Below are 23,801 nucleotides of genomic sequence, written 5' to 3'. Positions count from 1 at the left end.
TTCTATGCTGGACAGTTGTGTCGATCATTCGCGCGGCTCGCACCGCACCGACCCCGTCGCGGGGCGCGGTGGACGGGCGTGCGCGGTGAACCGGCTGGTCCGGTGGCTGCTGCGGTCGCACTGGGGGCTCGCCCTCGTGGTGATCACCGCCAACTTCGTCGGGGTCGGCGCCATCTTCCTCATCTCCTGGGCCGGTGGCGTGTTCAGCCGGGTCGGCGACGACTGGCACGACGCGGCGTGGCTCATCGCCATCTACCCGGCCTTCGGCTTCGCCCTCGGCATCGGCCTCGCGATCTACGACCGCCGAAAACACCTGCGCTGGCTCGACCAGGGCCGCAAACCGACACCCGAGGAAGCGCGACAACTGATCCGGCTGCCCGCCGCGATCACCGTGCGCGCCATCCTCATCTGGCTGCCCGGCATCCTCCTCACCGTGTGGCTGGTCGACCGATTCACCGAGTACCACAACACCGTCGTGATCGGGGCGGGCTTCATCCTCGGTGCGCTCGAATCGGCGGGCGTGATCTACCTGATCCTCGACCGGCTGATCCGCCCGACCGTCCCCATCGTCGCCGCCGTCCTCGGACCGACCGTGCACCCGAGCGCCACCGTGTTGGTCCGGGTGCTCGTCACCTGGGCGGTATCCGGTGCGCTGCCGGGCATCATCGTGATCGTCGTGCTCAGCGACCGCACGACACCCGCGAGCGACCGGGTGCGCGCGGCGTGGATGTTCTCCATCGTCGCCCTCGGCGTCGGCATGCTCGCCACCGCGCTGCTCGCGCGCTCGGTCGCCACCCCGATGCGGGCCATGTACCGGGCGCTGGACCGGATCACCCGTGGTGAACTCGACGTGCGCGTGCCCGTCGGCAGCGCGAGCGAGATCGGGCGGCTCGAGCACTCCGTCAACGAACTGGCCACCACCCTGCGCGAACAGGCGCACATGGAGGACATGTTCGGCAAGCACGTCGGCTCGACGGTCGCCGAGCGCGCCCTGGCGGGCAGCGCCGACCTCACCGGCGACGTGCGCACGGTGTCGGCGCTGTTCATCGATGTCACCGGCTCGGTCCGGTTGTCGGCCGAGATGGAACCGGTGGAGTTCGTCCACAAACTCAACCGGTTGCTCGCCACGGTGGTCGCGGCGACCGAGGACAACGGCGGGCTGGTCAACAAATTCCAGGGCGACGCCGCCCTCTGCATCTTCGGCGCACCCTCGGCGCTGCGCGACAACGCCACCCCCGCCCTGCGCGCCGCCCGCCGTATCCGCGACGAGGTGGTCGCCACCGGGGAACTCGACATCGGCATCGGCGTGGCGCGCGGTCAGGTATTCGCCGGGGACGTCGGCTCCGACACCCGCCTCGAGTTCACCGTCATCGGCGACGCCGTCAACGAGGCGGCGCGGCTCACCACCGTCGCCAAGGAGGTACAGCGCCGGGTGTTGGTCAGCGACGCGGTGGTTCAGGCCGCCGCACCCGCCGAGCGCGCGAAGTGGAAGCGTCACAAGGACATTCGGCTGCGCGGCATCCCCGGCCGCACCCGCACCTGGACCGATGTTCCACCGCCCCGCTGACCGGCGGCGTCACCCGGTGACCTGCTGACGCCGAATATCGATCCTGGGAATCAAGTGCGTAGTGCCAGGGTCAGGTCGGCGGGGTCGGTGACGGGGAGGTCGCAGATCGAGCCCCGGCAGACGTAGGCGGCGGGGTGACCGTCGACGAGGGGGCGGTCGGTGAGCAGTGGGGCGGCGTCCGGGGGTGCGGCGAGCACGATCGAGCCGCCCGGTGCGGCCGTGCGGGCAGCTGCGAGGAGTTCCATTGTGGCCGAGGTCTTTTCGGTTGCGGCGATGGCCACCTGGAACGGACCGCGGACGGCGGCTTCGGCGACGGCGAGCCAATGGCCCGCGGTGCGTGGTGCGCGGTCGAGCAGGAGTGCGCCTCGGGCGAGGGTGTGATCGGCCAGTTCCCGGTAGCGGACGGCGCGGTCGGGGTCGGCCACGGCAGCCGAGGTGAGCAGGGCCTCGGCGAGGGCGGAGGTGCCCGAGGGGGTGGCGCCGTCGATGGGGTCGCGGGGGCGGGTCACCAGGGTTTCGGCGTCGTCGGCGGTGTCGAACCAGCTGCCGGGACGGTCGGGGTCGGCGAAGTGCTCGATCGCCGAGTCGAGGATCACCTGGGCCGCGGCGAGCCAGTCGGGTTCGCCGGTGGCCTGGTAGAGAGCGAGCAGGCCGGTGGTGAGCCAGGCGTAGTCCTCGAGCACGGCGGGCGGGGCGCCCACGACACCGTCGAGGGAGGCACGGCGCAGGCGCCCGTCGACGAGATGCACGTCGAGCAGGAAACGCGCGCACCGCACGGCCGCCGCCACCCAGGACGGTTCCTCCAGCGCCGCACCGGCTTCCGCGAGCGCGGTGATGACCATCCCGTTCCAGGCGGTGACCACTTTGTCGTCGCGCGCCGGTTGCGGGCGCCGCGCGCGGATCTCGAACAGCTGGGTGCGCAAACGATCGAAACGAGCCGACTGTTCGGCGTCGACCGGGTCGCTGCGGCGGGTGAGCACCGAGGTGCCCTGCTCGAAATTGCCCGCCGTGGTGACGCCGAATGCATCGGCGGCCCACATGCCGTCGAGCGGACCGAGTTCACCGACCAGTTCGGCGGGCGTCCACACGTAGGTGGCGCCCTCCACGCCGGGACCGCCTGCTTCGAGCTGGGTGTCGGCGTCGAGCGCGGAGGCGAAACCACCCTCGGCGGTACCGAGGTCGGCGAGCAGGAACTCGACGGTCTCGCGGGAAACCCTGTGCGGCAACGATTCCAGCGGTGTCGCGGGGGTACGCCGGGCCAGGTGCGCGTAGGCGCGCAGCAGCAACGCGTTGTCGTAGAGCATCTTCTCGAAGTGCGGCACCAACCAGTTCGCGTCCACCGCGTACCTGGCGAACCCACCGCGCAACTGGTCGTAGATGCCGCCACGCGCCATCGCCTCGGCCGCGCGCTCCACCACGTCGAACACGGCCTGGTCGCCGGTGCGTTCCCAGTGCCGCAACAAACCCTCGAGCATCGCCGACGGCGGAAACTTCGGCGCCCCACCGAATCCGCCGTGCTCGCGGTCCTCGTCGGCGGCGACGGCGAGCACCGCTTTGTCGAGAAGTGCTGCGGTGAGGGCGATCTCGCCGTCGGGCAGGCCCGTCGCCTGCGCGCGCAGGGCCTCGGTGACCTGGTCGGCGGCCTTGTCCACCTCGTCGCGCCGGTTGCGCCACGTCTCGGTGATGGCCGTGAGCAACTGGGTGAACGACGGCATGCCGCCGCGCGGCTGCTTCGGGTAGTAGGTGCCGCAGTAGAACGGGGCGCCGTCGGGAGTGAGGAAGCACGTCATCGGCCACCCGCCCTGCCCGGTCATGGCGACGGTCGCGGCCATGTACACCGCGTCGAGGTCGGGACGTTCCTCCCGGTCGACCTTCACGCACACGAAATCGGCGTTCATCTGCTCGGCGGTCGCCACGTCCTCGAACGACTCGTGCGCCATCACATGGCACCAGTGACACGACGCGTACCCCACCGAGAGCAGGATCGGCACATCCCGCGCGGCCGCCTCGGCCAGCGCATCGGCATCCCACTCCCGCCAATGCACCGGGTTGTCGGCGTGCTGACGCAGATACGGTGAAGTCGCGCTACCCAACCGGTTCACGCTGCCAGCGTGCCACACCCACCGAGACACCGCCGCCAACCCTCGGCGGCGGGTTTCGCCCCCACCTCGGGAACGTGGTGTCACTGCCTGCTCGTCAACGGGTGATGCTGAGCTGCGAGACTGCCGAGCAATGCGGACAGCTCGGCGACCACGGGCTCGTCCTCGGGAAAACGGTGAATCGATGACCGCAACACCGTCACCGCGAGATCTGGGCGTGCGGCGGCCAGATGTTGCTGAGCCAGGAACAGGGCCGCTATACCCGCCGTGGAGTAATTGCCTGCGGACTGCAGCGTTTCTTGCGCACGCGCCGTATGCTCGAGCGCCGCCGTGGTTTCGCCCCGCGCGAACAGCACGTGCGCGGTTGCGAGATCGAGGCGCGCGGCATGGTCGGAGTCGGTGGACTCGATCCCGCGTGTCTGCTCGAGCGCTGTCTCCGCCGCCTCCACCGCACCAGCGCGCACGTGGGCTATCACCTCCTTCATCAGAAGGGTTCGCAGCACGCGCGGCGTCTGGGGCACCTGCGCGCTCAGGTCAGCCGCCGCGTGGAAATCGGCGGCCGCCGCGGCCGGACGATTGAGCCGCAGGAGCAGGTCGCCCGCCTGGCTGTGCGCGTACAGAGCGGTCTGGCGTCGATCGGCGGCCAGTGCCTCGTCGACGAGGGTGTGATATTCGCTCACCGCGCGATCGAGACGGCCGAGTTCGCGTAGCGAGTCGGCCAGGACGCTGCGCCCGGTGACCATCCTGGCGGCATCGCCGAGCACACCGTTTCGGCGGGCACGATCGGCCCACGCGCAGGCGTATTCGCTGTGCCGGTTGGCTTGTTCCCAGTCGCCGAGTGCGGCGCACACTTCGGCAAGCTTCACCCAGTAAGTCCGTTTCGAAGTGTTGAGAATATCGATCGCACCGTATTCGTGTGCGGCAAAGGACAATTCGACAACGGCATCCTCGTTGCGCCCAGCACTGTGCAATGTTTCACCGCGCAGCCACCGCAATCCCGCGATCACCAGACGTCCTGTGTGCGGTGGCAACGCGCTCTGGCATCGGTCGAGGCTGTCGAGCAAGGCGGCCCAGTCCTCGGTCTTTCTGAAGAAGGTGCCCAGCTGATGCAGCACTTGCCTGGCCCGGAAATCAGCACCGCCGGCGGCCAGCGCGCACACCGAGGCGATGTAGTCTGCGGCGATCGACTTCGCGTCGTCACCCCGCCCCTGTCGCATCCACGCGTATTGATAGCGAGCCTCACCGAGCAGTCGTTGGTCGCCGATCATCTCCGCGCGGCGAACGACTTCCTCGATCAGCGGATAGCCGTTGCCATCGCGCTCGAGGACGTACTGCAGAGCGGCCGCCGTCACCTCGGCGTGGCCGACCGATTCCGGGTCCGCGTCGGCGCGCAACCTTTCCAACGGTGCCGACAGCTCAGCCAGTGCCTCGGCCGAACGCTTTTCGCTCCGCAACCAATTCGCCGCGGCAACCAGGCACAAGTCGCCGCGCACGGGTTCGCCCGCTGCCACGAACGCCGCCGCGGCTTCGCGCAGCCGAGGCAGCGTGGTGTCGTCATCGGCGCGGCGAGCCTTCAGTTCGAGGACTCCCGCAGCGACAACCGGGTCTGTCGGCTCCCCGACCAGGCTGAGGTATTGCCCCGCCGCGATGCCGAGTCCTCGGTCGAGCAGCCAGCGCGCGGCGTGTACAGCAACGTCGGGCGGGCACCCGATCGGTGAGACACGGTGCATGACCGGTCGCGCGCCGGGGCGCAACGGCAGGAATTCGAGCAATGGTCCGGCCGACAATCTGCGCGTGACCTGCTCGGTCTGCCAGGTCGTTCCGTTGCGCGCGTCGAACGTCGCGGCCAGTGCCAGGGCCTCCGCCCGCAATTCGGTGTGCCGTTCGGACAGCGTCTTCGTCGGATGCTTGCCCGAGCAACCACGGCACGGCACAGCCTCGGGCCCGCGTCCCAGCCGAACCAGTCGTCCGAGGGCGACAGCGCAGCTCGTAGCGAATTCCATGCGGCCGTACGGGCGGCTCAGCGTGGTGAAGTGACACATCCGTCGCCGGTACCGCTCGAAGGCTTCCTCTTCGTTGCCCGTCAGCGCCAGGAATTCGATGACCTTGCTCGGATACTCGTACCGCCACGGGCCACCGTCGGCGAACCCGCGCTCCATCCGCTGGAATACCTCTGCCACCCGTTCGAGGGGGAGTCGAGTCGCCCAGAACGGGAGCATGTGGGCTTCGATCGGCGCGGTCGACTCGGCGAAGGTCAACCGGCCGTCGAGCACCGGCTCGGCGAGTGCGAGGGCGCGGTCGACGGAGACACGATCCCCGCGGTGAATCAGACGCTCGATCTCGGTTTCGAAGTCCCACATATAGTTCGGTTGCGGTCCACCAGCCAGGTGCCATTGCTGGTAGGCCACCTCCTCGGCAGCCCAATCCCCGCGCACATACGCCAGCCAACGCTCGGCCGTGTGCAAGCCGACGAGGCTGTGCCCGTGCGCGGCGAACCGGCGGCGTATATCGGCGTGCAGCCCAGCGATCTGTTCGACGCTGATCTCGGGATACTCCGCCATGGTCGTCACCGTGCGCACATACCACGAGCGCAGCGAGTACTCTTCCTGTGGACCGAAATCCGCTGGGCGGCTGTCGAACTCGGCCAGGCACCGCGCGAACAGCGGAAAGCCCTTCTCCCACTGGCCCGAGACACAGTGCCGGTTCGCCAGATCGCGTCGTGCGCGGAAGGCCAGCCGGTGGTAGCCCCCGGCTTCGGCGTGCGCGATGATCTCCGCCAGTTCGTCCAAGGCTGCCTGATGCCAGCCGGAATCCATGGTGCGATAGCGGGTTTGGAGCTCGGTTTCGCTGTAGCTCATCGGGCCGCGTCCTTGCCACGCATCGCCCACTGCAGCAGACCGCTGAACGAGCGGTTCATCAGCGCGCTCTCGGTGGCGCCGAGCGGATGCCTACCCTGCAGCAACGCTTGTGCGAACAACGACTCGATCGCCAGGCCGATCAGGTGCGGGTCGGTCAGGTCGAGCATGGTGACCACGATCGGATTGCGCAGATTGAGCACCAGTTGATGTGTGCCGTCGGGCTGGTCCGCCGTTTCGACGGCCGCCAGCACGTCGGCCCACAGGCCATCGGTGCGCGCCTTGGTCTCGCTGCGCTCCCTGGATCGGTAGACATCGCGGTCGGCGAGAAACAGCGCGGGCAGTTGCGCCGGATCGAAGGATTTGGCGACCGGCACGCAGTCCAGCGGCGCCAGGGTGGTCCGCGCGTGGCCGAGGATGTACGCCACGCGCGGATCGTTTCCGGGCGCCGCGTCGAATCGCGTGGCGAGTTCGGTCGGGTCGAGGCTTCGGACGACGAGCGTGGGGTCGAGGGTTGTCAGGCGGTCCATGATCGCCACGTCGTAGGTGTAGCCGCCGTTGATCAGGCCGATGCCTTGGGCGGCGGCCACGGCGGCCAGTTCGCGGAACTCGTCGGCGGTGGTGGTATAGCGCACGACGGGACTGCGGCGACAGAACTCCGCCAACGTCATCGGTCCCCAGCCGGTCTCCATCGGCCACCAGTCGAACACCAACCGCAGCATCGCGTCATCATGCAGGGCAAGCGCTTTCACGCCCAGGTGGTGCACGGCGAGGAAGGCGTGCAATGTCGACGGGTCGGTCACCGACAAGGTGACCAGCCAGTCGCGGATGCGGCTGCCGAGGGCTCGGCGGGTAGCCACGAGCAGATCGTCGGCGTACAGGGATTCGCGGCTCGCGGTCGGGCGCAGCTCGGTGGTGTCGACCACGCAGCGTGCGAAGAATGCCCACTCCGGCAGCAGGTCGGCCACCTCGTCGCCGAGCAGCATCCGTCGCAGGTACACCCGGTGTCCGCCGCGCACAGCAGGATTGGCGGGAACGGGCAGAATGAACGCGACACCCGTCAGCCCGGCTTCGGCCACGGACAAGTCGAGGCAGTCCAGTGGGCGGAAGCCGAAGGTCTGTTCGGCGTAGGCGTGCATGGCCGAGGTTCGCTCGGCGGCGGTTCGATACGGTACCTGCCACGGCAACGTCCCCACGGTCACCGGCGTGCCCGCGACCGACACCGGAACAGGCAGCAGCCCACCGAATTTCCGCGCGAGCTCGAGTACCGTCGCGTATTCGAACCAGCGGTTGTGGTCGGGGCGTGGTGAAAGCACCACTGTGGTACCGGGTTCCGGGCGTTCGATCGCCGCACGGGTCACGGAGTACTGGCCCGAGGATCGGCCGAGCCATTCCAGGGTCGGTCCCCCACGCGCGGATCTGGTCAGTACGCGGACGTGGTCGGACACCAGGAAACACGACAGCAGTCCGATCCCGAACTGACCGAGGAACTCCTGCCGGGTGAAACCCAGTTCATCGCGCTTGGAACTGTTGCCGATGGTTGCCAGGAAGGTGTGCACCTCGTCTTCGGTCAGGCCGATGCCGTTGTCATGGATACGCAACGTGCCGTCGCCGGTGTGCTCGATCGTCTCGATCTCGATCCGGCCCGCCCAGTGCGGGTGCAGTCCCCGCCGAGCCGCGATCGCATCGACACCGTTCTGCAGCACCTCCCGCAGGAAGACCTGTGGACTCGAATAGAGGTGGTGGCTGAGCAGATCGACGATGCCACGCAGATCTACCTGAAATGTCCGTTCCATGTGCATGCCCCCCGGCAGGTCGGTGAATCTGACCCGATCATTCTGGCCGTTGTGCTGTCGCGCTGCCTACTCGGCCGCCGTCGCAACCTGGGAGCAGCGGTCGCGTCGATCCCGGCACCACCCCCGAAACGGCTGTTGGGTCGCGCATCGGTGGGGCATCATTGGGGGCGAAGGCCCTGATAGCGATCGGACAGGAACCCCCATGGCATCGCAGCTGACGCTCTCGGCGCAGCGGGCTGCGCTGGAGCGGGAGTGGGCGCAGTGGGTGCCTGCGGGGGAATCGGCGCTCGGGCGGAGTTCCGGGGTGCGGGCCGAGGTGGCGCAGTCGTGGTTGCGGTCGTTGCGGACGGTCGATCCGGGGCGCGATTGCGCGCCCGAGAGCGAGACCGATATCGGACCGAAGTGGGCCGAGTCGCCGCTGCGTGGGCCGGTGAGCGAGTTGAAGGACCAGTTGCACAGCGTGGCCGACGACGCGGGGTATGTGGCGGCGGTGACCGATGCGTCGGGGACGATCCTGTGGACCTACGGTGGGCCGGTCATGCGCAGGCGCGCCGAGCAGGTGAACTTCGCGCCGGGTGGGCGGTGGGACGAGGCGCACATGGGGACGAACGCGTTGTCGCTGGCGTTGCGCACCGATCGACCGCACACCGTCTTCTCGGCCGAGCACCTCGTCGCGGCCCTGCACGGCTGGGTCTGCTACTGCGCACCGATCCGCGCCGCCGACGGCACCCTGCTCGGTGTGCTCGACCTGTCGACCACCTGGAAACGCTCGCATCCGCTGGCCATGGCCACGGTGCGCACCATGACCAGTGCCATCGAAGCGAAACTGCACGCGGCCGCACCCGCACCGGCGGGCATGCGGCTGACCTGTCTCGGCACCGGCCGGTTGATGCGCGACGGCACCTCGATCCGGTTGCGCCCACGTCAGCTGGAGATCCTCACCCTGCTCGCGCTCAGCGACGACGGCTACAGCCACGAACGCCTGCACTACGCCGTCTACGGCGACCGCGCGGTCGGCGCGAGCACCCTGAAATCGGAGATGTCGTACCTGCGCCGCGCCACCGGCGGCGACATCACCAGCCGCGTCTACCGCTTCACCACTCCCCTGTCCTGCGACGCGCTCGATGTCCTGCGCGCCCTGGAATCCGGCGACCTCGACACCGCCGTCCGCCTGTATCACGGTCCGCTGCTTCCGGATTCGGACACACCCGGCATCAGCGAATGGCGTGACTACCTCGCCGTCGCCATGCGCAACGCGGTCCTGGCCAGCCCCGACCCGCACCACGCCCTCACCTACGGCGAAGCCACCCCCGACGACATCGCCGTCCACGAACACGCCCTCACCCTGCTACCCCTGCGCGACCCCCGCCGCGCCGTGGCCACCGCCCGCCTGCACAGCGCCCTGCGCGCCTGATCGGCGGCGGCACAGGGAAGTGGCTCATCGAGCGTCCGCGACGCTCACCGGACTGGACAGCTCGTCCTTCCGTGCACCGCGCCGCACGAAGTACATTGCGCCCCCACCGATCAGCAGAAATGCCGCGCCGAACATGATGAGCAGACGGTACGGGTCGAGCCGCCCACCGTCGCCCGCGACGATCCCGCGCGTGCCCGCGAAGGCGAGCACCTGCGAGGCGAAGAGCGTCGACACCGCCGAGGTCATCGACACCAACGGCCCGAGTACCGCGCTGATTCTGCCCATGTATCCCTCGGGGACCGCCGATTGCAGAAGCGAGCCCTGGCACATGATGTAGATCGAGAAGACGGCCCCGCACACCAGCATCAGCACACAGGCGGTCGACAGCCGCCCGGCGCACGCGTATCCGGCATAGCCGACGCCGAGGGCAGTCAACGCAAGGAGATAGGCGCGACCGATGCCGAGCCCCTTGACGAACCTTCCCCCGACTGCCGCACCGATCATGTTCCCGAGTGGGAACATCATCGCCAGCACTCCATAGTGGCTCGGCGCCAAGTCAAGCGACTTCAGCCCGAACAGCGCGAGAACCGAATTGTTGATACCGAGGGATACTCCGTAGAAGCATGCCCCCACGAGCACCACCCGCAACATCGGCGCACGCCAGGCTACCCGCAGGCCATCGGAGAAATCGTGCCGGAAGCGCCCGACCGCCCGGCCCTGCGGGTGATACCGATCGCGCACCAGAACGGTCATGATGCCCGAGATCGCATAGGTGGCGATACACACCGAGACTGCCACCGCGGCACCGAACAATGCGAATACGGCAGGCCCCGCGGCGGAAGCGAGCACCGCGACTCCGGTGAGGGACAGCATCGACATACTCGCCGCGTCGACGCGACGGTCCTCGGGGACGACGAGTTGCATCACCGCGGCTCGAGATGGGTTGAAGAACTGTGCGCTCGTCGCGGACAGACAGATGCAGATCAGCAGGACCACGAACATCTCGGCGCTGGCAGCAGTGCCGGACAGCCCGAGCAGGAGCAGCGCCACGAACAGCCCGGCCCGCAGACAGTCGTTGACGATCATCGTCTTGCGCGCACGCCATCGATCCGCGTAGACCCCGGCGATCGGCCCGACAACGATGCGCGGAACCGACTCCGCCAGGATCACCGCCCCGACGAAAGCGGGCAGGCGTGGACTGTCCGGGAACAGGCGGGTCGCCACCCACACCGTGCTCGTGCCGGCGAAAAGGTACTCGCCGAACGACGAGAACGCCTGTGCCAGCCAGAGTCTGCGAAAGTCGGGCCCGATAGCCCACGCCGCAGCAAGACCACCAGTCGCCATCCGTTGCTCCCCTCGCGCGACAGGTCTTCGGCAATCCTTCAACGTTTCATCAACCCTCGGGGTGGATAGTGATGGGCGTCACGCATCACCGGAACCAGCGAGGAGTTTCCGCACATGATCTACGCCAAGCCGGGCGCCGAGGGCAGCATCGTCAGCTACGCCCCCAGGTATGACAACTTCATCGACGGCAAGTGGGTTCCGCCGGTCGAGGGCCGGTACTTCGAGAACACCTCGCCGGTGGACGGTCAGCCGTTCTGCGAGATCGCCCGGTCCACCGCCGCCGATGTCGAGTTGGCTCTCGATGCCGCGCATCGCGCCGCCGATGCCTGGGGTGCCACCTCCGCCGCCGAACGCGCCAACATCCTCAACAAGATCGCCGACCGGATCGAGTCGAATCTCGAGGCGCTCGCCGTCGCCGAGACCTGGGACAACGGCAAGCCGGTTCGCGAAACCCTCGCCGCCGACCTGCCGTTGGCGGTGGACCACTTCCGCTATTTCGCCGGGGTGTTGCGCGCGCAGGAGGGTGGGATCAGCGAGGTCGACGGTGACACCATCGCCTACCACTTCCACGAGCCGCTCGGCGTCGTCGCCCAGATCATTCCGTGGAACTTCCCGATCCTGATGGCCACCTGGAAGTTGGCGCCCGCGCTGGCCGCCGGAAATGCCGTGGTGCTCAAGCCCGCCGAGCAGACACCGGCCTCGATCATGAAGGTCGTCGAGCTCGTCGCGGATCTGCTGCCGCCGGGAGTTCTCAACGTGGTCAACGGTTTCGGTGTGGAGGCGGGCAAGCCGCTGGCGTCGAGCCCGCGCGTGGCCAAGGTCGCCTTCACCGGGGAGACCACCACCGGCCGCCTGATCATGCAGTACGCCAGCGAGAACATCATCCCGGTGACGCTCGAGCTGGGCGGCAAGAGCCCCAACATCTTCCTGCCCGATGTGCTGGCCGCCGACGACGACTTCCTCGACAAGGCGATCGAGGGCTTCGTGATGTTCGCGCTGAACCAGGGCGAGGTGTGCACCTGTCCGTCGCGCGCGCTGATCGCGTCGTCGATCTACGACGAATTCATGGCCCGCTGTATCGAACGCACCAAGGCGATCGTCAGCGGTAACCCGCTCGACGAGGCGACCATGATCGGCGCGCAGGCCAGCAACGACCAGTTCGAGAAGATCCTGTCCTACATCGATATCGGCAAGAAGGAAGGCGCCGAGGTGCTCACCGGCGGCGCGGTCCGCACCGTCGACGGCCTGGGCGACGGCTTCTACATCGAGCCGACGATCTTCAAGGGCAGCAACGACATGCGTGTGTTCCAGGAGGAGATCTTCGGCCCGGTCGTCGCGGTGACCACCTTCGACTCCACCGACGAGGCGCTGAAGATCGCCAACGACACCCTCTACGGCCTCGGCGCGGGCGTGTGGACACGCGACATGAACACCGCCTACCGCCTCGGTCGCGGCATCAAGGCCGGGCGGGTGTGGACCAACTGCTACCACGCCTACCCGGCACACGCGGCCTTCGGCGGGTACAAGAAGTCCGGCATCGGCCGCGAGAACCACAAGATGATGCTCGAGCACTACCAGCAGACCAAGAACCTGCTGGTCAGCTACTCGCCGCAGAAGCTCGGCTTCTTCTGATGGTGCGGCGCGTCGACCTCACCGACCAGGCGGCGACGCTGCTGCGGGACCTGACCGGGCGACACGGCCCGGTCATGTTCCACCAGTCCGGCGGCTGCTGTGACGGCAGCTCCCCCATGTGCTACCCGCGCGGCGAATTCCGGGTGGGTCGCTCGGACGTGCTGCTGGGACATCTGCCCGACGACATTCCGTTCTGGATGAGTGCCGACCAGTTCGAGTACTGGAAACACACCCATCTCACCGTCGACGTGGTGCCCGGCCGGGGCAGCGGCTTCTCGCTGGAAGCCCCCGAGGGCGTGCGGTTCCTGATCCGTTCCCGCCTGCTCACCGACGAGGAGATGGCGCAGCTGGACTCCGAGCCGCCACCACCGACCGGCGACACCGTTTCGCCGTGATGTGAAACACCATCTATCACACTGTTCCCGCAGGTCGGCGGCGTTCGATACGCGCCGCTGACCTGTGGGATCCACGTCCGTAACAGTCGTCAACCATTCTTCAACCCTCGACGATCACCGTTGCCGTCGCTACGCGCTTGTTTGTTGATGAGGAGCTCTACCTGTGAGTACCGACGCCGTTCCCACCCCCGACTATCTCGCCAAACGGACGCCACCCGCCGACGACTATCTCGCCAAACGCACCCTCCGATCCGGCACCGCGGGGTGGGTGCTGCTGGCCGGTCTCGGCGTGAGTTATGTGATCTCGGGCGACTATTCGGGCTGGAACTTCGGTCTGGGCGAGGGCGGATTCGGCGGCCTGCTGATCGCCACGGTGATCATCGCCTGCATGTATCTGGCCATGGTCCTCGGCATGGCCGAACTGTCCTCGGCGCTGCCCGCCGCGGGCGGTGGCTACACCTTCGCCCGCCGCGCCCTCGGCCCCTGGGGCGGATTCGCCACCGGTACAGCGGTTCTCATCGAATACGCCATCGCACCCGCCGCCATCGCCACCTTCATCGGCGCCTATGTGGAATCGCTCGACCTGTTCGGGATCACCGACGGCTGGTGGGTGTACCTGGCGGTGTACGCGCTGTTCATCGGCATCCATCTCGGTGGCGCCGGTGAAGCGCTCAAGGCGATGTTCGTGATCACCGCGATCGCGCTGGTCGGCCTGGTCGTCTTCGCGATCGCGGCGGTCGGCCGGTTCGATGCGGCCAACCTGACCAACATCGCGCCCGACGCGGCCGCGACCGGCTCCTCGGCGTTCCTCCCGTTCGGCTACCTGGGCATCTGGGCGGCGATTCCCTTCGCCATCTGGTTCTTCCTCGCCGTCGAAGGCGTGCCGCTGGCCGCGGAGGAGGCGCGTGAACCGGAGAAGAACGTGCCAAAGGGCATCATCGTGGCGATGCTGATGCTGATGGTCACCGGCGCGGTGGTGCTGTTGCTGGTGACCGGTGCGCTCGGTGCCCAGGACGCGTCCGCCTCGGGCAACCCGCTGGTCGAGGCGCTCGGCGACAGCCCGGCGGCCAAGGTCGTCAACTACATCGGCCTGGCCGGACTGGTCGCCAGCTTCTTCTCCATCGTCTACGCCTACTCGCGCCAGACCTTCGCGCTCTCCCGCGCCGGATACCTGCCGACCAGCCTGTCGGTGACCAACTCGCGCAAGGCGCCAGTGCTCGCGCTCGTCGTGCCGGGCATCATCGGCTTCGCGCTCTCCCTCACCGGTGAGGGAGCGATGCTGCTCAACATGGCGGTGTTCGGCGCGGCGGTGAGCTACGTGCTGATGATGGTGAGCCACATCGTGCTCCGCGTCCGTGAGCCGCAGATGCCCAGGCCCTACCGCACGCCGGGCGGCATCGTGACCACCTCGTTCGCACTCGTCATCGCCGCCGCGGCGGTGGCGGCGACCTTCCTGGTCGACCCGAAGGCCGCGCTGTTCACTCTCGGCGTGTTCTGCGCCTTCATGGCGTATTTCGGCCTCTACAGTCGCCACCACCTGGTCGCCAAGTCCCCTGACGAGGAATTCGCCGCGCTGGCCCGAGCCGAAGAGGAACTCGAGTGATCCGCTGACCATCGTCCCCGCTCGGCCACCTACCACGCATTCGCGAGAGGAGGACGGCGCCCCGGCGCCGCGCTTCGATGACGAAGTACCGCAGCACCATCGACGTCACCACCTACACCTTCGACGGGCTGGTCGACCTGCTGGCCAAGGCCACGCCGGTGCGCAGCGGCGACCAACTCGCCGGGTGTGCGGCCGACACGGACGCCGAGCGCGCGGCCGCGCAATGGGCGCTGGCGGACGTGCCGCTGCGGACCTTCCTCACCGAGGTGGTCGTGCCCTACGAATCCGACGAGGTCACCCGGCTGATCATCGACAGCCACGACCGCGCGGCCTTCGCGCCGATCGCGCACCTCACCGTCGGTGGGCTGCGCGACTGGCTGCTCGCGGTCGCCGCCACCGACGACGCGGCGGCGACCCTGGCCGCCGTCTCGCCCGGACTCACCCCGGAAATGGTTGCCTCGGTCAGCAAGATCATGCGCAACCAGGACCTGATCGCGGTGGCCAGGGCGGCAACGGTGACCTCGTCCTTCCGCACGACCATCGGGCTGCCCGGCCGGTTGAGCACTCGCCTGCAACCCAATCACCCGACCGACGACCCGCGCGGGATCGCCGCGGCCACCCTCGACGGGCTGCTGCTCGGCTGCGGTGACGCGGTGATCGGCATCAACCCGGCCACCGACTCACCGCAGGCCACCGCCGACCTGCTGCATCTGCTCGACGAGGTGCGCCAACGCTTCGACATCCCCACCCAGTCGTGCGTGCTCTCGCACGTGACCACGACCATCGGCCTGGTCGAAGCGGGTGCGCCGGTGGACCTGGTCTTCCAGTCGATCGCGGGCACCCAGGGCGCCAACGCCGGTTTCGGCGTGGACATCTCAGTGCTGCGCGAGGGCAACGAGGCGGGCCGTTCGCTGCGGCGCGGCACCGTGGGCGACAATGTGATGTACCTCGAGACCGGGCAGGGTTCGGCGCTGAGCGCGAATGCCCATCTGGGCGTGGGGAATCGGCCCGTCGACCAGCAGACGCTGGAAGCCCGCGCCTACGCCGTTGCCCGCGATCTCGAACCGCTGCTGGTGAACACGGTCGTCGGCTTCATCGGGCCCGAATACCTCTACGACGGCAAGCAGATCATCCGCGCCGGGCTCGAGGACCATTTCTGCGGCAAGCTCCTCGGCCTGCCGATGGGCGTCGACGTCTGCTACACCAATCACGCCGAAGCCGACGCCGACGACATGGACACCCTGCTCACGCTGCTCGGCGCGGCGGGCTGCGCGTTCGTCATCGCCGTACCCGGCGCCGACGACGTGATGCTGGGCTACCAGAGCCTGTCGTTCCACGACGCCCTCTACGCCCGCCAGGTCCTGAACCTGCGCCCCGCACCGGAATTCGAGGCATGGTTGTCGGGGCTCGGCCTGCTGGACGCGAAAGGTCATGTGCGACAAGTGGAACCGCTGTCGTCGCCGCTGCGGGCCCTGGCAGGTACGCGATGAACGGGCCGCGCGAGTCAGTGACCGAGCAGTATCCGGCATCCGACACAGCCGGTGAGGACCTCGACCAGACCGAGGCTCCGGGCCAGATGGAGGTCGACATGGACGAAACGGATAGCGGCTGGATGCGGGACGGGGCGGCCGCGCCCGAAGCGCAGGCCACAACCAGCGCGGCGGCTGTCCACGAGACAGGTACCGCACCCGGCGCGACAGCTGTGCGCGACGCGGCAGTGCGCGGCGTCGACCGGGTCGGTGTTCAAGAGTCCGGCCACGGATCCGCGGGCGTGGCGGAATCGGCCGACACCCAGGCCTTCTGGGCGCAACTGCGCAGCACAACCCAGGCCAGGATCGGTCTCGGCCGCACCGGCAACGCACTGCCGAGCAGCGAGGTACTCGCCCTGCGCGCCGCCCACGCCGCCGCAAGGGACGCCGTGCACGAACCCCTGCCGATCGACGAATTCGCCGCCCGGATAGCGGGTCTCGGCCTCGGCACGCCGGTGACGGTGACCAGCAGGGCCGCCGACCGCTCGGAGTACCTGCGCCGCCCCGACCTCGGCAGGCTCCCCGCCGACCTGTCCCAGATCACACCCGGCGACTTCGACATCGGCATCGTCCTCGCCGACGGATTGTCGCCGCGCGCCCTCACCGACCACGGCGCGGGCCTGCTCGCCGCGCTCGCCACCCAGCTCGGCGACTACACCGTCGCCCCACCCGTCATCGCCACCCAGGCGCGGGTGGCACTCGGCGACCACATCGGCGAGGCCATGGGTGTGCGAACCCTGCTCGTCGTCATCGGCGAACGACCGGGCCTGACGGTCGCCGACAGCCTCGGCATCTATCTCACGCACGCCCCGCGCCCCGGCCGCAGCGACGCCGAACGCAACTGCGTCTCCAACATCCACCCACCCGATGGCCTCGCCTACACCGAAGCGGCCCGCGTGGTCGCCGGGTTGGTCGCCGGTGCCCGCGAACTCGGTCGCTCCGGCGTGGAGTTGAAGGACACCTCGCGCACCGACGCGGTGACCGGCGGCGACACCCTCGTCATCGCGCAGGAAGGGAGCAGCTGACCCAGACACACCATGCGACGCCGCTCACGTTCGGGGTGAATCGGCGCCGTTCGATCCATAGAGTGATCCCCATGATCCGCACCGCCGCCCTCGCCCATGTCCGCGACCGCAGGCTGATCCAGACGCGCCCGGAAGGCAAGGATGTCTTCTACATGGCGGGCGGCAAGATCGATCCCGGCGAGACCCCTTTACAGGCGCTACATCGCGAGATCGAAGAGGAACTCGGCGTCGGTCTCGACGACGTGTCCGAACTCGGCATCTTCGAGGCCGAGGCCTTCGGCCACGGTCGCGACACACCCCTGCACATGACCTGTTTCCTGGCCGACCTCACCGGCGAACCCCGCGCCACCGGCGAAATCGCCGAATTCCGGTACTTCACCGTCAGCGAGTACGCCGCCATGACGCAGGTGGCCCCCGGGTCGATGATGGTCTTCCGCCGCCTGCACGAACTCGATCTCATCGACTGGTGATTCGCGTCGGCAACGATTGCGTCTCGGGCGAAACGAACCCACCACCTGCGGCGATGCCTTAGCTGTGACGATGACCCAGCCGACGACCTCCGACATGACACCGTCCGAGCGACGGGCTGCTCTGCGGCAGCTGATCATCGCGTTCGGGTTGATCAACAAGACCATCGAACTCAGTGCGAGCGGTGCGCCCCGGCAGGTCGCCGAACATGCCGAGGCCGCTCGCGATCTGATCGGTGAACTGGTGGCCGATCTGGCCCGTTAAGTCGCCGGTTTCGGCGGGTCGGTGGCGTCGACGTCCGGGATCGCGCCCGGATCGGTGCCGTCGTCGGCCTTCTGGTCCGGTTCCGGGTGCTCGGGTTCGAACGTCTCCGGCAGGCCCTTGAGGTGCTTGTTCATCGAGCGGACCAGCAGGACGGTGCCCGCCAGCAGGATCAACACGATCAGCAGACCGAGCGGGGAGGCCTTACCGAACTCCGGGCCGGTCGGGGTGCCGGGGTCTTGTGCGAGGAGAGCCAGAATCACCGGTCGGCGTCCTCGATACCGGCGAACAGGTCGGTCTCCGGGATGGCGGTGGACACTCTGGTCTTGGCCAATTCGAACTCCTCGGTCGGCCACAGCCGTTGCTGCATCTCCAACGGGATCGCGAAGAACGCGCCGTTGGGATCGATCTGGGTCGCGTGCGCGCGCAGGGCGTCGTCACGCTGGGGGAAGTACTTCGAGCACTCGATCTGGGTGGTCACGCGGGCCATGATGTCGCCGCGCTCGCCGGCGTACTGGCGCATCCGATCCAGCCACTCCTGCAGCGGGAACGGCTTGCCCTCCCGCTCGAACTCCGCGGCGAAGGTCTCGAGCCGCTTCATGCTGAAACCGTGGTCGTAGTACAGCTTCAGCGGGGTCCAGGGCTCGCCCGCGTCGGGGAACGCCTCGGGGTCGCCCGCCGCCTCGTACGCGGCGACCGACACCTCGTGGCAGCGGATGTGGTCGGGATGCGGGTAACCACCGTTTTCGTCATAGGTGGTGATCACGTGCGGTTTGAACTCACGCACCACCTTGACCAGTGCCTCGGTGGCCTCCTCGAGCGGGACCAGCGCGAAGCAACCCTCCGGCAGCGGCGGCAGCGGGTCGCCCTCGGGCAGGCCCGAGTCTACGAAGCCGAGCCACTGCTGGCGCACACCGAGCGCATGGGCGGCCGCGGCCATCTCCTCACGCCGGATCTCCTCGATCCGGTCGAGAACACCCGGGGTGTCCATGGCCGGATTCAGGATGCTGCCGCGTTCGCCACCGGTCAGGGTGACGACAAGGACATCGACGCCCTCGGCCGCGTACCTGGCCGTGGTCGCGGCGCCCTTGCTCGATTCGTCGTCGGGGTGGGCGTGCACCGCCATGAGGCGAAGGCCACTCACGTCTCGTTCACCATCGCTCTCGCTCGCGGGTGTCAGAACTACAGTCCCTATAGTTCCATCCGACCCCGCTTTTGTTCCGACCACCCCCGGGAGCGAGAACCGATGACCGAGCCCGCACCGCACGCCGCCGCGAGCCCGGCCGCCTCAGCCGCGCGACACGCCGATCGGTATGGCACAAAACCACCGGTGCGTCGCCCGTGGGTGCTCGGAGTTCTCGGCGTCGGCGTGGTGGTCGCCGGATTGATCGTCGCCTATCTCGGTTTCCAGAAGTACGGCCCGAAGGCGATCGAGACCGAGCAGCTCGGCTACGTGGTCGTCGACGACGCGACGCTCGAGATGCGGGTGAAGGTCACCCGCGACGAGCCGGGCAACGCCGTCGTGTGCTTCGTCCGGGCGATGGATCGCGACGGCGCCGAGGTGGGCAGACGCGAGGTACTCGTCCCTGGATCGAAGTCGACCAGCGTGCAGGTGAGCACCACGGTGAAGGCGTCGAGCCGCCCCTCGGCCGGTGACATCTACGGCTGCACCGAGGACGTCCCCAGCTACCTACGACTGCGCTGACGCCGCACGATCGGCCCTGACCTGCATCTTTGTGAGACATGCTAAAATAGCTGGATACACGGTTCCGGGGCTCGGAGCCGTGTTTGCTGCATTGGCGGCCAGCGATGCTGTTTCCGGGTTACAGGTTCACCCCCCAGGATCGCTCCAGCCGTCGGGCCGGTGCATGCCCTCTTAGCGGGGGCGTGGCGCCGGTTTCAGGGAATCCCGGTGCGCCGGGAACAACTACTAGGGAGTGATCGAGATGACCGAGAATGTGACCTGGCTTACCCAGGAGTCGCACGACAGGCTCAAGAGTGAGCTGGACTCGCTCATTGCCAATCGTCCGGTCATTGCCGCCGAGATCAACGAGCGTCGCGAAGAAGGCGACCTCAAGGAGAACGGTGGCTACCACGCCGCGCGTGAGGAGCAGGGTCAGCAGGAGGCGCGTATCCGCCAGCTGCAGGAGCTGCTCAACAACGCCAAGGTCGGCGTGGCACCCACCAAGTCCGGTGTGGCACTGCCCGGTTCGGTCGTCACCGTCTACTACGACGGCGACGAGAGCGACAAAGAGACCTTCCTCATCGCCACCCGCGAAGAGGGCCTCGGCGCCACCGATCTCGAGACCTACTCGCCGAACTCCCCGCTCGGCGGCGCGCTGATCGACGCCAAGGTGGGCGAGACCCGCGAATACACGCTGCCCAACGGCAACACCATGAAGGTGACCCTGGTCAGCGCGGAGCCCTACCACGGCTGAACCCGGCCGCCTCGAGCCCCGTGAACTAGAACCCGAACGCAAGCGGCCGCACCCGGATACCGGATGCGGCCGCTTCGTCATTCTCTGGTTCCCCGCTCAGCTCAGCGCTTGTTCGATGTCGGCGAGCAGGTCACTGATGTCCTCGATGCCCACCGAGAGCCGGACCAGGTCGGCGGGCACTTCCAGGGCCGAGCCCTCGGTGCTGGCGTGGGTCATGGCGCCCGGGTGCTCGATGAGCGACTCGATGCCGCCGAGCGATTCGGCGAGGGTGAAGATCGTGGTGCGCGAGCAGAACTTCAGCGCCGCCTCCCGGCCACCGGCCAGGCGCACCGAGATCATGCCGCCGCTGCGGCGCATCTGCTTCTGCGCGACCTCGTAGCCGGGGTGCGTCGGCATGCCCGGGTAGATCACCTTGGAGATGGCCGGGTGGTTCGACAGGAACTCCGCGATCACCTCGGCGTTGTCGCAGTGCTTCTCCATCCGCACGGCCAAGGTCTTGATGCCGCGCAGAGTGAGGAAGGCATCGAAGGGGCCGGGGACCGCGCCCGCGCCGTTCTGCAGGAACGCGAAGGCCTTGTCGAGTTCCGCGTCGTCGGTGATGAGCGCGCCGCCGACGACATCGGAGTGACCGCCGAGGTACTTGGTGGTCGAGTGCACGACGATGTCGGCGCCCAGCAGCAGCGGCTGCTGCAGGTACGGGGTGGCGAAGGTGTTGTCGACGACGAGCTTGGCGCCCGCCGCGTGGGCGATATCGGCGAGGGCGGGGATGTCACCGATGCTCAGCAGTGGGTTGGTCGGCGTCTCGATCCACACCAGTTTGGTGTTGGGGCGGATCGCCGCGCGCACCTCGTCGAGGTTCGCGATGTGGGCGGGCGAGTGCTCGATGCCCCACTGGCTGAACACCTTGTCGATGAGCCGGAAGGTGCCGCCGTAGGCGTCGTCGGGGATGACGATGTGGTCGCCGGGACGCAGCACCGCGCGCAGCGCACAGTCGGTCGCGGCCATGCCCGAGGCGAAGGCCCGACCGTAGCTGCCCGATTCGAGGGCGGCGAGGTTGGCTTCCAGGGCTGTGCGCGTCGGATTGCCGGTGCGTGCGTACTCGTAACCACCGCGCATACCGCCGACGCCGTCCTGGGCGAAGGTGGAGCTCGCGTAGATGGGGACGTTCACCGCACCGGTCTGAGGATCGGGTTCATATCCGGCGTGCACGGCCCTGGTCGAGAATCCCAGCTCACTCATGGGCTCAGACTAGTTGCCCGGATCCGGCTGTTCGCGCACGGGTAGCGCGCCCGTACGAAGTGCCCGATTCGGTGACGGCGCCGCGGTTAAGCTGACGCCATGGTGACCGTGGAAGAGTTGTTCGCGATCGATGCGTTGCTGTCCCCGGAGGAGCGCGAGATCCGGGATACCGTCGCCCGATTCGGCGAGAAACGCCTTCGCCCGCACATCGCGGAATGGTTCGAGGCGGGCACCTTCCCGGCGCGCGAGATCGCCCCCGAACTCGGCAAGCTCGGGCTGCTCGGCATGCACCTCGAGGGGTACGGCTGCGCGGGTGCCTCGGCCACCGCCTACGGCCTGGCCTGTCAGGAGCTGGAGGCCGTGGACTCCGGTGTGCGCAGCATGGTGTCGGTGCAGGGCTCGCTCGCCATGACGGCCATCCGCTTCTTCGGGTCCGAGGAGCAGAAGCAGCAGTACCTGCCCGCCATGGCGGCCGGTGAGCTGATCGGTTGTTTCGGGCTCACCGAACCCGATTACGGCTCCAACCCCGGCGGCATGCGTACCCGCGCGCGCCGCGACGGTGACGACTGGGTGCTCAACGGGTCGAAGATGTGGATCACCAACGGCTCGGTCGCCGATATCGCCGTGGTGTGGGCCTATGCCGAGGAGCCCGGCGACGACAAGCCACGGGTGCGTGGGTTCCTCGTACCGGCGGGCACCCCCGGGTTCACCGCGCGCGAGATCCACCGGAAGTTGTCGCTGCGCGCGTCGCTCACCGCCGCGCTGGATTTCGATGACGTGCGCCTGCCCGCGGACGCGGTGCTTCCCGAGTCACGCGGGTTGAGTTCGCCGCTGGCGTGCTTGAGCGAGGCGCGCTTCGGCATCGTCTTCGGTGCGCTCGGCGCCGCCCGCGACTGCCTCGCCGCCGCCGTGGACTACGCCCGCACCCGCGAGGTGTTCGACAAGCCGCTGGCCGGTTACCAGCTCACCCAGGCCAAGCTGGCTGATATGGCGCTGGAGCTCGGCAAGGGACAGCTGTTGGCCGTGCACCTGGGCCGGTTGAAGGACCGGCACGAGATCACGAGTGAGCAGATCAGCGCGGGCAAGCTCAACAGCACACGGGAGGCGATCCGCATCGCCCGCGAATGCCGCACGATCCTCGGCGCCAACGGGATCACCCTCGACTACCCGGTGCTGCGGCACGCGAACAACCTGGAGTCGGTGCTGACCTACGAGGGCACGGTCGAGGTGCATCAACTGGTGCTGGGCAAGGCGCTCACCGACGCGAACGCCTTCCGGTAGCGACCAGTCGGTGGTCGGATCAGTCCGTCGAGTCGGCGGTCGCGGGGCGGATCATGCCGCCGAGGAAGACAAGAGTGAGCGTGAGGGCGACCACGATGAGGACCGTGAGGGCGACCGGCAGGGTCGCGTCGAGAGGGACGCCGAGGGCGGTGAGCGAGGCGACTCCTCCGCTACCCCAGACGAATGCGGCGACGAACCGGCCGAGCACCCGCGCGTACGGCCGGTGGCGCAGCAGCCCCGTGACGCCGGAGCGGGCGGAGTAGCCCGCGCCCGCGGCGACGAGAGGGTTCGCCCACAGCAGCTGAACCGCCGAATCGGTGACGTGCACCGTAGATCCTTTCGCTCGCCGAGCTGGTTTGCCGAAAGTTCTCCCGAATCGGTTATACCCGCTCACAATCCATCGGTGAGCCACTTCACGCAAGTCTGTGCACAGGATCGTAAAGTTGCGCCGCGTTCGCCCGCCCATCACGGATTCGCTACCATCTGGTGGTGTTTTCGCTCGGCCCCGCACTGCTCGAACTTTCGGCACGGCGACATCTGCGACAGTTGAACATCGAATACGGTCTCCCCGCGGCCGCCGCCGCGGCGCAGCACCCCGGAGTGCTCGCGCAGCTGGATCAGCACGCCGCCGCCGTCCGCGACATCCTCGAGTACGGGGTAGAGGAGGCGGCGAGCCTTCCGCTGGCCATCCTGCTCGCCGGGTACGTGCGCGGACTGCTCGACCAGGTGGCCGAGCGAGCCGGGGTGTTCGCGGGCGTGGCGCCGCAGACCTGGCACGACGCCGACTGGCTGCAGTACCGGCTGGCCGCCGTCTGCCACCACGCGGGCGCCTGACAGCCGGAATCGGCGCCCCGC

At 68.2% G+C, this 23,801-nt stretch carries 21 protein-coding genes; 13 read left to right on the top strand and 8 right to left on the bottom strand.

Annotated elements, in window-relative coordinates:
• The first annotated feature begins 4 nt into the window (after positions 1 to 4).
• Positions 5 to 1,567, top strand: a complete 1,563-nt coding sequence (locus tag NC7_RS06765) for an adenylate/guanylate cyclase domain-containing protein (RefSeq protein WP_167352406.1) — start codon at positions 5 to 7, stop codon at positions 1,565 to 1,567.
• Between the two features lie 50 nt (positions 1,568 to 1,617).
• On the opposite strand, the gene NC7_RS06760 is transcribed toward NC7_RS06765, so the two are convergent.
• From NC7_RS06760 to NC7_RS06750, 3 genes are all read right to left on the bottom strand, one after another.
• Positions 1,618 to 3,669, bottom strand: a complete 2,052-nt coding sequence (locus tag NC7_RS06760; RefSeq protein ID WP_236573093.1) for a thioredoxin domain-containing protein — start codon at positions 3,667 to 3,669, stop codon at positions 1,618 to 1,620.
• Positions 3,670 to 3,749: 80 nt separating this feature from the next.
• Positions 3,750 to 6,524: a hypothetical protein gene (locus tag NC7_RS06755; protein ID WP_157101865.1), complete on the bottom strand. Its 2,775-nt coding sequence runs from the start codon at positions 6,522 to 6,524 to the stop codon at positions 3,750 to 3,752.
• Entirely contained in the window at positions 6,521 to 8,317 is a 1,797-nt protein-coding gene (locus tag NC7_RS06750; RefSeq protein ID WP_067980378.1) for an HSP90 family protein, read from the bottom strand. The genes NC7_RS06755 and NC7_RS06750 overlap by 4 nt, the downstream gene beginning before the upstream one ends.
• Positions 8,318 to 8,519: 202 nt before the next feature.
• Between NC7_RS06750 and NC7_RS06745 the strand changes: the two genes are divergently transcribed.
• Complete coding sequence (locus NC7_RS06745; RefSeq protein WP_084458068.1) at positions 8,520 to 9,731, top strand: helix-turn-helix domain-containing protein; 1,212 nt, start codon at positions 8,520 to 8,522, stop codon at positions 9,729 to 9,731.
• 24 nt (positions 9,732 to 9,755) lie between these two features.
• Here NC7_RS06745 and NC7_RS06740 read toward each other — a convergent pair whose 3' ends face one another.
• Positions 9,756 to 11,075 (bottom strand): MFS transporter, encoded by a 1,320-nt coding sequence (locus NC7_RS06740; RefSeq protein ID WP_067980371.1) that lies wholly within the window; start codon positions 11,073 to 11,075, stop codon positions 9,756 to 9,758.
• A 114-nt stretch (positions 11,076 to 11,189) separates the two neighbouring features.
• Here NC7_RS06740 and adh point away from each other — a divergent pair, with 114 nt between their 5' ends.
• The 7 genes from adh to NC7_RS06705 all read left to right on the top strand — a co-directional run bounded on the left by adh (position 11,190) and on the right by NC7_RS06705 (position 17,991).
• Positions 11,190 to 12,707 carry an aldehyde dehydrogenase gene (gene adh / locus NC7_RS06735; protein WP_067980368.1) on the top strand — a complete coding sequence of 506 codons (1,518 nt, stop codon included), beginning with the start codon at positions 11,190 to 11,192 and terminating at the stop codon, positions 12,705 to 12,707.
• Positions 12,707 to 13,102, top strand: a complete 396-nt coding sequence (locus NC7_RS06730) for a DUF779 domain-containing protein (protein WP_067980365.1) — start codon at positions 12,707 to 12,709, stop codon at positions 13,100 to 13,102. Before adh ends, NC7_RS06730 begins: the two co-directional genes overlap by 1 nt.
• Before the next feature lie 163 nt (positions 13,103 to 13,265).
• Positions 13,266 to 14,705 (top strand): ethanolamine permease, encoded by a 1,440-nt coding sequence (gene eat, locus NC7_RS06725; RefSeq protein WP_067980362.1) that lies wholly within the window; start codon positions 13,266 to 13,268, stop codon positions 14,703 to 14,705.
• A gap of 77 nt (positions 14,706 to 14,782) precedes the next feature.
• Positions 14,783 to 16,195, top strand: coding sequence for an ethanolamine ammonia-lyase subunit EutB (locus NC7_RS06720; protein ID WP_067980359.1), 1,413 nt, complete (start codon positions 14,783 to 14,785; stop codon positions 16,193 to 16,195).
• A gap of 281 nt (positions 16,196 to 16,476) precedes the next feature.
• Entirely contained in the window at positions 16,477 to 17,259 is a 783-nt protein-coding gene (gene eutC, locus NC7_RS06715) for an ethanolamine ammonia-lyase subunit EutC (protein ID WP_067980461.1), read from the top strand.
• 71 nt (positions 17,260 to 17,330) lie between these two features.
• The gene (locus NC7_RS06710; protein WP_067980355.1) at positions 17,331 to 17,729 is read left to right on the top strand and encodes an NUDIX hydrolase; all 399 of its coding nucleotides are present in this window, start codon (positions 17,331 to 17,333) and stop codon (positions 17,727 to 17,729) included.
• A gap of 70 nt (positions 17,730 to 17,799) precedes the next feature.
• Positions 17,800 to 17,991, top strand: a complete 192-nt coding sequence (locus tag NC7_RS06705) for a hypothetical protein (protein WP_067980352.1) — start codon at positions 17,800 to 17,802, stop codon at positions 17,989 to 17,991.
• On the opposite strand, the gene NC7_RS06700 is transcribed toward NC7_RS06705, so the two are convergent.
• Together NC7_RS06700 and mca are read right to left on the bottom strand one after the other, a co-directional pair.
• A complete protein-coding gene (locus NC7_RS06700; RefSeq protein WP_067980349.1) occupies positions 17,988 to 18,251 on the bottom strand; it encodes a hypothetical protein in 264 nt (87 codons plus the stop codon). The two genes, NC7_RS06705 and NC7_RS06700, sit on opposite strands and share 4 nt — an antisense overlap.
• On the bottom strand, positions 18,248 to 19,114 hold the full coding sequence (gene mca, locus NC7_RS06695; protein WP_157101870.1) for a mycothiol conjugate amidase Mca: 867 nt from the start codon (positions 19,112 to 19,114) through the stop codon (positions 18,248 to 18,250). The genes NC7_RS06700 and mca overlap by 4 nt, the downstream gene beginning before the upstream one ends.
• A gap of 120 nt (positions 19,115 to 19,234) precedes the next feature.
• Here mca and NC7_RS06690 point away from each other — a divergent pair, with 120 nt between their 5' ends.
• Together NC7_RS06690 and greA are read left to right on the top strand one after the other, a co-directional pair.
• Positions 19,235 to 19,693, top strand: a complete 459-nt coding sequence (locus NC7_RS06690; RefSeq protein WP_067980346.1) for a DUF4307 domain-containing protein — start codon at positions 19,235 to 19,237, stop codon at positions 19,691 to 19,693.
• A gap of 241 nt (positions 19,694 to 19,934) precedes the next feature.
• Complete coding sequence (gene greA, locus NC7_RS06685; protein ID WP_067980342.1) at positions 19,935 to 20,426, top strand: transcription elongation factor GreA; 492 nt, start codon at positions 19,935 to 19,937, stop codon at positions 20,424 to 20,426.
• Between the two features lie 96 nt (positions 20,427 to 20,522).
• Here the strand turns inward: greA and NC7_RS06680 are convergent, their stop codons facing one another.
• The gene (locus NC7_RS06680) at positions 20,523 to 21,665 is read right to left on the bottom strand and encodes a cystathionine gamma-synthase (RefSeq protein WP_067980339.1); all 1,143 of its coding nucleotides are present in this window, start codon (positions 21,663 to 21,665) and stop codon (positions 20,523 to 20,525) included.
• A 99-nt stretch (positions 21,666 to 21,764) separates the two neighbouring features.
• On the opposite strand from NC7_RS06680, the gene NC7_RS06675 reads away from it, so the two are divergent.
• Positions 21,765 to 22,946 carry an acyl-CoA dehydrogenase family protein gene (locus tag NC7_RS06675; RefSeq protein WP_067980337.1) on the top strand — a complete coding sequence of 394 codons (1,182 nt, stop codon included), beginning with the start codon at positions 21,765 to 21,767 and terminating at the stop codon, positions 22,944 to 22,946.
• A 19-nt stretch (positions 22,947 to 22,965) separates the two neighbouring features.
• On the opposite strand, the gene NC7_RS06670 is transcribed toward NC7_RS06675, so the two are convergent.
• A complete protein-coding gene (locus NC7_RS06670; RefSeq protein WP_067980333.1) occupies positions 22,966 to 23,274 on the bottom strand; it encodes a hypothetical protein in 309 nt (102 codons plus the stop codon).
• A 161-nt stretch (positions 23,275 to 23,435) separates the two neighbouring features.
• Here NC7_RS06670 and NC7_RS06665 point away from each other — a divergent pair, with 161 nt between their 5' ends.
• A complete protein-coding gene (locus NC7_RS06665) occupies positions 23,436 to 23,780 on the top strand; it encodes a DUF6401 family natural product biosynthesis protein (RefSeq protein ID WP_067980453.1) in 345 nt (114 codons plus the stop codon).
• Positions 23,781 to 23,801: the final 21 nt, after the last annotated feature.

The organism is Nocardia caishijiensis NBRC 108228 (genome assembly GCF_001612825.1).
Lineage (GTDB): Bacteria > Actinomycetota > Actinomycetes > Mycobacteriales > Mycobacteriaceae > Nocardia > Nocardia caishijiensis.
The sequence above is the reverse complement of the archived record's forward strand: the minus strand, read 5'-3'. Positions and strand labels throughout refer to the sequence as shown.